The 11,452-nt window shown below is 31.2% G+C and carries 10 protein-coding genes and 1 pseudogene; 8 read left to right on the top strand and 3 right to left on the bottom strand.

Translation table 11 applies throughout. The features are described from left to right. Positions 1 to 36: 36 nt before the first annotated feature. Positions 37 to 240, top strand: a pseudogene (locus IX290_RS02625) (ABC transporter permease); the annotation flags it as partial. Between the two features lie 112 nt (positions 241 to 352). Here the strand turns inward: IX290_RS02625 and IX290_RS02620 are convergent. Next, positions 353 to 1,708, bottom strand: coding sequence for a HAMP domain-containing sensor histidine kinase (locus IX290_RS02620; RefSeq protein WP_211491651.1), 1,356 nt, complete (start codon positions 1,706 to 1,708; stop codon positions 353 to 355). 2 nt (positions 1,709 to 1,710) lie between these two features. Beyond that, the gene (locus IX290_RS02615) at positions 1,711 to 2,388 is read right to left on the bottom strand and encodes a response regulator transcription factor (RefSeq protein WP_211491650.1); all 678 of its coding nucleotides are present in this window, start codon (positions 2,386 to 2,388) and stop codon (positions 1,711 to 1,713) included. Between the two features lie 154 nt (positions 2,389 to 2,542). On the opposite strand from IX290_RS02615, the gene IX290_RS02610 reads away from it, so the two are divergent. Genes IX290_RS02610 through IX290_RS02595 form a run of 4 tightly spaced genes read left to right on the top strand, consistent with a single transcriptional unit; the run spans position 2,543 to position 6,581 of the window. Continuing rightward, positions 2,543 to 3,262 carry a glycosyltransferase family 2 protein gene (locus IX290_RS02610; protein WP_211491649.1) on the top strand — a complete coding sequence of 240 codons (720 nt, stop codon included), beginning with the start codon at positions 2,543 to 2,545 and terminating at the stop codon, positions 3,260 to 3,262. Then, positions 3,255 to 3,521, top strand: a complete 267-nt coding sequence (locus IX290_RS02605; protein WP_249168815.1) for a lipid-A-disaccharide synthase N-terminal domain-containing protein — start codon at positions 3,255 to 3,257, stop codon at positions 3,519 to 3,521. The genes IX290_RS02610 and IX290_RS02605 overlap by 8 nt, the downstream gene beginning before the upstream one ends. 11 nt (positions 3,522 to 3,532) lie before the next feature. Then, positions 3,533 to 5,113: a glycosyltransferase family 39 protein gene (locus IX290_RS02600; RefSeq protein ID WP_211491647.1), complete on the top strand. Its 1,581-nt coding sequence runs from the start codon at positions 3,533 to 3,535 to the stop codon at positions 5,111 to 5,113. A 4-nt stretch (positions 5,114 to 5,117) separates the two neighbouring features. Continuing rightward, positions 5,118 to 6,581, top strand: a complete 1,464-nt coding sequence (locus tag IX290_RS02595) for a glycosyltransferase family 39 protein (protein WP_211491646.1) — start codon at positions 5,118 to 5,120, stop codon at positions 6,579 to 6,581. 255 nt (positions 6,582 to 6,836) lie between these two features. Here the strand turns inward: IX290_RS02595 and IX290_RS02590 are convergent, their stop codons facing one another. Continuing rightward, complete coding sequence (locus IX290_RS02590; protein WP_211491645.1) at positions 6,837 to 8,705, bottom strand: sigma 54-interacting transcriptional regulator; 1,869 nt, start codon at positions 8,703 to 8,705, stop codon at positions 6,837 to 6,839. 198 nt (positions 8,706 to 8,903) lie between these two features. Between IX290_RS02590 and IX290_RS02585 the strand changes: the two genes are divergently transcribed. The 3 genes from IX290_RS02585 to IX290_RS02575 are packed head-to-tail and all read left to right on the top strand — an operon-like array spanning position 8,904 to position 11,355. Continuing rightward, complete coding sequence (locus tag IX290_RS02585; protein ID WP_211491644.1) at positions 8,904 to 9,200, top strand: UxaA family hydrolase; 297 nt, start codon at positions 8,904 to 8,906, stop codon at positions 9,198 to 9,200. Between the two features lie 24 nt (positions 9,201 to 9,224). Beyond that, positions 9,225 to 10,382: a UxaA family hydrolase gene (locus tag IX290_RS02580; protein ID WP_211491643.1), complete on the top strand. Its 1,158-nt coding sequence runs from the start codon at positions 9,225 to 9,227 to the stop codon at positions 10,380 to 10,382. A 28-nt stretch (positions 10,383 to 10,410) separates the two neighbouring features. After that, positions 10,411 to 11,355, top strand: coding sequence for a 2-keto-3-deoxygluconate permease (locus tag IX290_RS02575; RefSeq protein WP_211491642.1), 945 nt, complete (start codon positions 10,411 to 10,413; stop codon positions 11,353 to 11,355). The last annotated feature ends 97 nt before the right edge of the window (positions 11,356 to 11,452 follow it).

The raw sequence follows: 11,452 nt of genomic DNA, 5'->3' as shown, positions 1-11,452 counted from the left end.
TCCTCTATAGGTGGTGAGTAGTTCACTCCAACACTTAACTCAATGCTTGGAATGGGAATAGTATCTCTTCCAGGTATGATGACTGGACAGATTTTATCAGGAACTCTCCCAAAAGTAGCGATTTTATATCAGATTTCCATCACCCTTATCATCACTACAATAGTGTGTGTAAGCTGTTTTGGAACTCTCTATTTTGGCCAAAAAACCCTATGGAACAAAGATGCTCAGATAAATATATAAAACAAGAGGCTGTTGCAAATACTCTAAAAATATAATTCTCTTAGCTATCAATTCTTTCTAATGCCGAGAATTTTATTTTTATAATTTTAGAAATGCAACAGCCTCTTCTTAACTATTTTTCAATGGGAATAGTTAAAATCACCTTTGTTCCCTTACCTAAAGTGCTCAATATATTTATATCAATATTTAAAACCTCTGATATTTTCTTAACTATAGAAAGACCAAGTCCATGACTTCCCATCTCTCTACTTCTCCCTTTATCCACTCTGAAAAACTTATCATAAATATGTTTTAGATTCTCCTCGCTTATTCCCTCTCCCCTATCTTCTATCTCTATAATAAGATTTTTTTCAAGTCTTGATGCTACAGTTATCTCATTGCCCTTACCATATTTAACAGCATTCTCAAGAAGATTTATAAGAAGCTGCCTTAAAAGAAACTGGTCTGAAACAATGTGAAAATTCGCCTCTTTTATCTCTATTTTTTGAGCTGGATAAAGATGGTGAAGCTCTCCTTTTATCTCATCTAAAAGCTTTTGAATATCCACATCACCATTGTCTATCTCTTTAACCTCACCTTTTGCCAAAAATAAAAGTTTATTAACAAGATTGGACATGGTCTTTACCTCATCTCCAATTGCCTCAATAGCTTCATTAGTAATATCTCTATTCTCTATACCCCATCTTTTTACCATATTTATATAGCCACCTATAACAAAAATAGGTGTTTTCAACTCATGAGATGCATTATTTACAAAATCTATCTGAACATCTGTCTGCTCCTTAAGCCTTGTTAACATCTTTCTATATGAATTCATTATCATATCAAACTCTATAAAAGTGTTCTCTGAATCTATCTTATCCCCAACTGTATCAAGGTTTATATTATTAGTAATATGCTGGAGTTTCTTTAAAGAATTGGCAAACTCCTCATAAAATCCACGAGATATTCTGATACTTCCATACAGAGCAAGCATTCCTATTCCAAAAGAGATTATTAATACATTTATAATCATCTTTCTCTCATGTTTCATATCTTTTACAATGACAAGTTTTATAGGTGACTGGTCATTTACCTTGACATCTTTTACCATATATTTATATTTAAAATATCCTTCTGTTTTTATTCTGTCATATAAGACATCTAAATCAAGGCTCTTTAAAACTCCATTATCCTCTTTTTTCGAGTATTTTTTCCCGTCATGTATAAAATAAACATTTGTTCCCAATACCTCAGGACACTCTTCTAAAGCATCATGAAAGAGTTCTTCCAGACTTTTCCCCTTAGCCAGTTTTTTATCATATTCACTTGTTTCATAAGTTAAAAAGCTATCTAAAGTTTTTACATCACTTCCAGCATTCCTATTTATATATGAAATAAAGAAAAGAAGTATCCCAGTAAATGAAACTACAAATAGAAATATTATATAAAAATAGCTCTTATAAAGTTCCTTTGAGATTTTCTTCATAATTATTCTCCTTTTTTCTTAAATATATAACCAAAACCTCTTACACTGTGAATATATTTCTCCCCATCACTCTCTATCTTTTTTCTCAAGGAATTGACATATACATCTATTATCTTCGTATCCCCTTCAAAATCAAATCCCCATATATCCTCTATTATATGCTCTCTTGATACTACAATCTCTTTATTTAGCATAAAAAAAGCCACCAGAGCATACTCTTTTTTAGTAAGTGGTATCTCTACATCATTTTTATAGAATTTTTTTAAGTCTCTGTTTATCTTAAGATTTTCATAAGAGATTATATCCTCAGTACTATATGCTTTCTTATTTCTAAGAGCCACACGCATCCTTGCAAAAAGCTCCTCTATCTCAAAAGGTTTGGTGATATAATCATCAGCTCCCATATCTAAAAGATTTACCTTACTTAATAACTGCTCTTTTGCTGTCAGGACTATTATTGGAATCTGAGATGTCTCACGTATTTTTTTACACACCTCTTCTCCTGACATTCTTGGCATCATAAGGTCTAAGAGTATCAAATCAAAATACTCTTTTTTAAAAAGTTCCAATCCTTCAGCTCCATCTTTAGCTTCACAGACCTTATATCCCTCATGTTCAAGTTCCAGTTCAAGAATTCTTCTAATCTTAATATCATCTTCCATTATCAGTATCTTTTTCATAGCACTCTCCAAAATATATTATTTAACAAACATTTTCCTTGCTTAAATTATACCCTAAATTATATTTATTTGAAAAAATTTATTTCTTAACCAATTCTTAACTTTTCACTGTTATGATGATATTAAGTTGGGAAATGATTTAAGGAGGATGATTATGGACAGAATTTCAGTTATTGCACCTGTTTATAATGAAAAAGAAAATATTGTAAATTTTATAGAAAGAGTTGAGGAAAGTCTTAAAAAGGAATTTACCTCTTATGAGATTATCCTTGTTGATGATGGTAGTACTGATGGTAGCCGTGAAATCTTAGATAGAGAGGCATGTAAAAATGGCCATGTAAAAGTATATCATTTTACAAAAAATAATGGACAGACAGCTGCTCTTGCTGCAGGATTTAAAGCTGCTACTGGTAACCTTGTAGTAACTATGGACTCAGATTTGCAGACTACACCAGAGGATATCTATACTCTTCTGCCATATATTGAAAAATATGATATGGTAAATGGAAAAAGAGAAACTAGAGAGGATGGATTAAAGAGAAAATTTTCATCATGGGTTGGAAATACAGTAAGAAACCTTGTAACTGGTGACAATATCCAGGATACAGGTTGTCCTTTAAAACTCTTTAAAAAAGAGGTAGTAGACAGCTACTATCTATATGAAGGAATGCACAGATTTCTTCCAACACTTGCTAAAATAAATGGATTCAAAGTTATTGAAGTCCCAGTAAGACACTATGACAGAGAGTTTGGAACTTCAAAATATGGTGTATGGAACAGACTTTTTAAAGGTCTTAAAGATGCCTTTGCTGTTCGTTGGATGAAAAAAAGAAAATTGAGATATGTTATTGAGGAGAATGATAAGAATGATTAATCCAAAAACACTTATGATACTTGGGCTTATTGGACAGGGAATGTTTTCAATGAGATTTATCGTTCAATGGCTTGCCAGTGAAAGAGCTAAAAAAAGCGTAATACCATTTTCATTCTGGATATTCAGCCTTGCTGGGAGTATAGTACTTCTTACATATGCAATATTCCGTAAAGATGTTGTATTTACATTGGGACAGTTACCTGGATTATTTATATACTCAAGAAATATCTGGCTTATTAAAAAAGGAGCAAAAAAATAAAAGGGGACGCTATGAATGTTAAAGATAAAAAATACCTGATTACACTTTTTATAATATCTGTAATTTCATTTTTTTCTAACATTTGGGTGAGAGAAGCAGACCTCATGGAGCAGAGAAACTTTATAACTGCAAGAGAAATGGTTAAACATGGAAATTATCTTGTGACTACCTTAAACGGAAATCTGAGATTTGAAAAACCGCCATTTCCAACCTGGCTCACTGGGGTCATTATGAAACTGACTAACAATTTTAGTGATGAATGGATACTGCGTATCCCTGCAGCTTTAACAGGAGTTCTTTTAATATTTTTGATATATTTTCTTGTTAAAGTTCTTACAAAAGATTGCAACAAAGCTTTTTTCAGTTCATTTTCTGCTGTAACTATGTTTATGATTATTAAAACAGCAAATGAAAATAACTGGGATATATATACATATGTTTTTGCTTTTGGTGGTATACTCTTATTGGTGTATGGCCTTAAACAAAATAGATTAAAATATTTTATTGAAAGTGGGATATTTTTTGCCATCTCAATTATGAGCAAAGGTCCAGTTGGACTCTATGGACTTGTACTTCCATTTCTCATAGCTTATATAGCTACTTATGGAAGGGATGAATTCAAAAAAAACTGGAAAAATATTCTTATTCTGATTGGAGTGACAGGAATACTTTCAGCTATTTGGCCTCTTATGATGTATCTTAAATATCCTGATTACTTTTTAAGTGTTATGGATAAAGAGGAAGCCACATGGTCAAGTAAGCATACTCAAAGTTTCATTTTTTATTTTGATTACTTTATCTATACAGGAATATGGATATTCTTTACTCTCATAGCTCTTTTGGAAAGAGGAAAAGAGTTTAAAATAAAAAAATATTCAAAATTCCTTTTAATATGGAATATTGCTGTGTTACTTCTGCTTTCAATAATAAGTATGAAAAAGAAAAGATATGGTATACCAATATACATGGTTTCAGCTCTAAATATAGGAGTTCTTTGCAATTACTACTGGAATACAATGTGGGAACAGCTTAAAAAATATGAAAAAATCCTTCTATATATTCAGGGAGGATTTATAACTGTTGTGTCAGCACTGCTTTTACTTCTATTTATCTATGAAGCTATATTTAAGAAAAAAATTCCTATGGAATATCTGCTTTTAACACTGGCTACTTACTCTGCACTTATCTATCTCACTATCTTTACATTTAAGAAGAATAAAGAGGGTGTAGGAAGGTATATCACAATTGCAAGTGGGGCATTTATGCTCATTGTCAATCTTAATGCCAACTGGTTTATAGATAGAAACTATGTGAGAAAGCAATATAGTGGAAAATATCTGAATTCTAAACTTCTTCAGAAAAATCCACCGATTCTGGATATTTATTCAAATAATTTTGATGTTGATGAAGTCTGGGATGTTGGAAAAGAGATAAAACCTCTTAGTGATACAACTCATCTTCCAGATAGTTTTATCCTTTTAGGTGATGTTCCTGAAGGACTTAAAAACAGATACCGTATCAATAAAAATGAGATTTACTCTGAAAATGATGGAGATACATTAAAGCTTTATTACTTAAACAGGAAGGAGTAGTGATATGAACAAAAATTATAATTTTTTCAAAAGACATAGCTATCTATCTATAGTTCTTCTTTATTTTTTCATTTTTATCCCTATAATCTTTTTGAGATTTCAGGATTTAAGAAATGAGATTAAATACTTTATAGTTACTGAGCAGTTTTTAACTGAGAAAAATCTATTTGTACTCAGTTATTTCAACTCCCTGTACCCAGATAAGCCACCTCTATATTTCTGGATATTGGGGATTTCTAAATATATCTCTGGACAGTACTTCCCTATAGTAGGGATAATTTTAGGGTCTCTTATTCCATCTATTGTAATTGTTATTCTATTTTATAAGATGGTAATAAAAATAAAAGATGAAAATATGGCATTTTCATCTGCAATAGCACTTGCAATGCTCCCTTTATTTGCTGGACTTACTATGTTTCTTAGAATGGATATGCTGATGACTATGTTTATATTTATAGCTCTATATCTATTCTTTGGATTTTACTATAAATGGTTTAATATTAGTGGAGGAAAACTTACACTTTTTTATCTTGCTATTTTTTTAGGACTCTTTACAAAGGGTGTAGCAGGAATAGCTATTCCAATACTTATACCTTTGGTATTTCTAACTCTTGAAAGAGATGTAAAATTCTTAAAAAAGATTAAATTTCCATTGGGATTTTTATTTGTCCTTGCCCTTACATTGTTATGGTTTGCACTGATATATTTTTCTCCACGTGGTGTTGACTACATTTCACTTATGCTTGGACGTGAAACAGTAGGAAGAATAGTAAATTCAAAAGCACATGTAAAGCCATTCTATTACTATTTAAAAATCCTGCCACCTTTGATGTTTCCATATACTATTGCAATAGTATGGGGAATTATTCTGGGATTTAAAAATATAAAGAGATGGAGAGAGTGGGAAATTGGAGAAAAGATAGGATTTATATGGATGATAGTTCCTCTTGTTATGTTTTCTCTTGCAAGTGGAAAACTGGCTGTGTATCTGTTGCCTATTTTCCCTGGAGCAATTATTTTTATTCATTCACTCCTTTTAAAAGAGGATTCAAAGATAAAAAATATTATTTTAAAATCATGTGAGATACTATCTGTACTTCCATTTGTAATATCCCTTATAGACAGAAAAAAAAGAGATGTTTTATCACGTATAAATAGAATCAATTACTCTTTGATTATACTTATGTTCTGTACTATTGGTGGACTTAATTACTACAACGACAACTATACTGCTAAACCTTTTGTAAAGCTTGTAAGAGCTCATAAGATTTCAGCATATAATTTTGAAGATGGATTAAATCTTGTGTACTATACAACATATCCTATAAAAAACTATGAGGATATTCAGGAATTAAAAGAGACACTGCCAAACTATCTTATGACAAAGGTAAAATATGGAGCTGACCTTAAAGAGTTAGGTTATAAGGTCTCTTTTAAAAACAAAGTTTATGGAATATATGAAAGATAAAATAAAAAGAGTTGATAGAGATATCTCTACCAACTCTTTCTTCATTTAGAGGCTGTTGCAAATTCTTTAAAAATATAATTCTCTTAGCTATCAATTCTTTCTATTTATTTTGCTTACAGAAAGAAGATTCTAAACTCACTTCGTTCAAACAGTCGAATTTTCAGTATTCTGTTTCGCTGCATAAATTAAGAAACAATTTCTAATGCCGAGAATTTTATTTTTTAAGTTATAAGAATCAACAGCCTCTCTCTTTGTTTATCTACTTAGTATTCTTCCTAAAGTACCTCTATCAATTCCAAGTCTTACAGCTGCCCTGGTTTTATTATTTCCCTCTTCACGAAGTATCTCCTCAACAATCTGCTGTTCAATCTCTCTCAATGTTAAATTATCATAAGATTTTATTTTTTTATCTTCTTCGTTTAACGGAAGCAGATTAAGTATCTCTCTATCTGACAATCCCAATTTAGATTTTAAAACTACTATTCTCTTTATAAAATTTTCAAGTTCTCTTACATTTCCAGGGAAAGTATAATCTTTAAGCTTTAAAAGTATTTCTGAAAAATCTTTTTTATTAAAAAGGTTGTAACTTAACATCTCTTTTTCCAGAAAATGTTCACCAATTACTACTATATCCTCTGGTCTTTCTCTTAGAGGAATAGTTCCTAACTCCAGGACATTTAATCTATAAAATAAATCTCTTCTAAATTTGCCAAGTTCACACAGCTCTTTTAAATTTTTATTAGTAGCTGCAATAACTCTTATATCCACATATATAGTCTCTTCTCCACCTACTCTTCTAAAGCTTTTTTCCTGTAGAACCCTTAAAAATTTATTTTGTAAATGATATGGAATCTCAGAAATTTCATCTAAAAATATTGTCCCATTATCAGCCAGTTCAAATAATCCTTTCTTTCCGTTCTTCTTTGCTCCTGTAAAAGCTCCCTCTTCATATCCAAACAGCTCACTTTCTATTAAATTTTCTGAAATATTTGCACAGTTAAAAGCTATAAAAGGTTCCTTTTTTCTCATACTGCTATTGTGTATGCTCTGGGCAATAAGTTCTTTTCCAGTTCCACTTTCTCCTGTTATAAGTATGGTATTGTCTGTCTTAGCATACACTTTAGCAATTTTCTTTATCTGTTCAAAATCTTTATTTTTGGTAATAAGGTTTCCCCAGCTATATTTAGCTGTATAATCATCTTTACGAAGAGATTTTCTTAATCTATTGGCAGACTCCTCAATATTTTTTAATTTTCTTAAAGTAAAGAGAAAACTATTAATAATATCGTCTTGATAGATAGGGGTAATATCCATAGATATCTGTTCTCTTTCTATTGTTACTAGCATATTTTTATTCTCATCATCAATTTTATCCAACTTATCGCTATCTAATTCAGGTATTATTTCATAAATTCTACTATTTTTAGAGATATTATTACAAAATATCTTATTAGCTACAAGATTATAATGATTTACAATTCCATTTTCATCTGTATATACTATTCCACAATCTGTGTTATTAAGCATTGCTGTTAAATACTTATTCTTAAGATTTTCATCATCTTTAAATTTTAAAAGTTTTTTTGCCTCTTCAAAAGTTTTATATATGGAACTTGGATCTGACTTTATAAGATAAAAATCTATGTAGTACTTCCTTTTTTCCAGAACATTTAAAAGTACCGTATCTCCTATAAATACTTTAATTTTTTTATTATATATCATATCTTCTATCTCAGCTATGTAGTTATCATAACTTTTATCCTCATCTACTATGAGTTCATACCTCTCTTCAAATCCAACAACTCCTGCAAGATAACTGCATTTCTGTACAGCATTTTTATACCCAACTATCCCTAATGGAATGTTGCAATTTTCAATTTTTTTTAAAGTTTTTAAAATTTCCAAGCTTGATACTTCAATCTCTATAACTGTCAGAGGTGTGTTTTCTCTAATTATATTTGCAGTTCCACCTCTAGTTATAATAATCTCTCCACCATTGTTGTAAAAGTCCATAGCTACTCTTAAACTTTCCTTTAAATTTGCATATTTTTTAATTATAAATTTTTCAGACAGTTCAAAGTCTATAAAATTTCTATAAGGTTCTAACAAACAAACTCTCTGCATTTTTCCTCCAAGCTGTATTTTGCTGCTGTAAAATACATCGTTTTAAATTAATTTCTTTCAATTATACCATACTGAATATCTTTTTCATATGTTTAATCATAGATTTTAACAGTTGTTGCGTACTTTATACATAATTAAAATATATATGGCATAGAAGTTGCTATATAAAGAGCATAGCAAATATATAAGGAGGAGAATATGGAAAAACAGGCAGTTATAATTACGACTAATGATTCTTTAGCTACAGCAACAGTTGATTTAAAACGTGGAGATGTGGCTAAAATGTTTCTTGGAAAAGATGTTATTGAGATAACTCTTAAAGAGGATGTTAAATTTGGTCACAAGTTTGCAATTAAAGATATTAAAAAAGGAGAACACGTTATAAAATACAACGAAAGTATAGGTGTTGCAACTAAAGATATCTCTGTTGGTGAACATGTCCATGTACACAACGTTGAAAGTGATAGAGGAAGAGGAGACAAAATACACAATTAATCTATAATTTAGGAGGAAATGATTATGAAATTCATGGGTTACAAGAGAAAAGATGGAAAAGTGGGAATTAGAAATTACGTTCTTATTCTAGCAACAAGTGTTTGTTCAAATAAATTAGCACAGGATATATCTAATGCTGTAGAAGGAACTACACATATTAATAATACTTTTGGATGTTGTCAAATAGCCAGTGACGCAAGACTTACTACAAAAACTATCATAAATACTGGAATACATCCAAATGTTGGTGCAGTTCTAGTAGTTGGATTAGGATGTGAAGGAACTGAACCACTACATGTATATGAAGAGATTAAAAAAACTGGAAAACCAGTTGAAATGATAACTATTCAAGGAGAAGGTGGAACACTTAAAGCATATGCAAAAGGTGTTTCTATTGCCAGAAAGTTTGTTCAAGATTTATCTTTAGATGAAAAAGTTGAATGTGATATTTCAGATTTAATACTTGGAATGGAATGTGGAGGATCTGATACAACTTCTGGTCTTGCTTCAAATCCAACATGTGGTGTTGCATCTGATATAATAGTTAACAACGGTGGAACAAGTATACTTTCTGAAACTACTGAATTTATAGGTGCTGAACATGTAGTTGCAAAACGTGGAATCAATGCTAAAGTATCTCAGGAAATATTGGATCTAGTTAGAGGATGTGAAAAAAGAGCAATGGCTCTTGGTGAAGATATAAGAGGTGGACAGCCAACTCCTGGTAATATAGAAGGAGGATTGACATCTATAGAGGAAAAATCTTTAGGATGTATTCACAAATCTGGAACTGCTCCATTCCAAGGAGTTTTACAATATGCAGATATTCCTACTGAAAAAGGACTATTTATCATGGATACTCCAGGACAAGATATTGAATCTATAACTGGTATGGTTGCTGGAGGTGCTCAAATTGTAATATTCACAACTGGTAGAGGTACTCCTACTGGAAATCCTCTTGCTCCTGTTATAAAACTTACTGGAAATGCTCATACTTACAATAATATGAAAGACAACATTGACTTTGATGTATCTGAAATTATTTCAGGTCATAAAACAATAGAGGAAATGGGTAAAAAATTATTGGAAGAGATAATTGCTGTATGCAACGGAAAAACAACTAAAGCTGAAGCATTAAAACATAGAGAATTCTGTATATATAAAACTGCACCAACATTCTAGTTTTTTAAATATTTAGGAGGATAATAACATGAAAATTAAAAAAGCAATAGAAAGAGTACCAGGTGGAATGATGGTAATCCCTCTTATAATAGGTGCCATCATGAATACTTTCTGCCCTGGAATACTGGATATAGGAAGTTTTACTACTAACCTTGCAAGAGGTGCTATGCCTATTCTTGCTGTATTCTTAGTTTGTATGGGAGCAGAGATAAATCTTAAAGCTGCACCAAAAGTTATAAAAAAAGGATGTGTCATAACAATAACTAAGTTTGTTATTGGAGCTGCTATTGGGATACTGGTTAATAAAATTTTTGGTACAAATGGTCTTTTTGGATTATCTGCCCTTGCTATAATCGCTGCAATGACAAATAGTAATGGTGGATTATACGCAGCTCTTACAGGTGAATTTGGTGATGCCACTGACACTGGTGCAATTGCTATTGTATCTTTAAATGACGGTCCATTTCTTACAATGATTGCTCTTGGAAGTGCTGGTGTTGCAGCTATTCCATTTTCTATCCTAATTGGTGCTATTATTCCTATTGTTCTTGGAGCAATATTAGGTAATCTAGATGAAGATATGAAAGTGTTCTTATCTAAAGCTGGAGGGACTATGATTCCGTTCTTTGCCTTTGGACTTGGGTGTGGAATAAATCTTTCTATGTTAGTTCATGCTGGAATTCCAGGAATAATCCTAGGACTTATGACTGTCTTTATTGGTGGAATTTTTAACATATTCTCTGATAAAATAACTGGTGGAAGCGGGATTGCTGGTGCATCTATATCTTCTACATCTGGTAACGCAGTAGCTACCCCTATGGCTATTGCTGCTATGGATCCAAGATTATTAGATGTGGCTCAAATAGCAACAGCCCAAGTTGCTGCTTCTACAATTCTAACTGCATTTTTAGTACCTATACTTACTACTTATGTTTATAAATACAATAGAAAAAAAATGCAGCAAACTGTATAAATTAAATATTCTAACTTCACACTGAATCGCAATCTTAAATTCTATATAACGTAAAATGCCTGGTAAGTAACCCCCATTACTTACCAGGCATATTTAT

It is taken from the genome of Fusobacterium sp. DD2 (assembly GCF_018205345.1).
In the GTDB taxonomy this organism is placed as follows: Bacteria; Fusobacteriota; Fusobacteriia; order Fusobacteriales; family Fusobacteriaceae; genus Fusobacterium_A.
The sequence above is the reverse complement of the archived record's forward strand: the minus strand, read 5'-3'. Positions and strand labels throughout refer to the sequence as shown.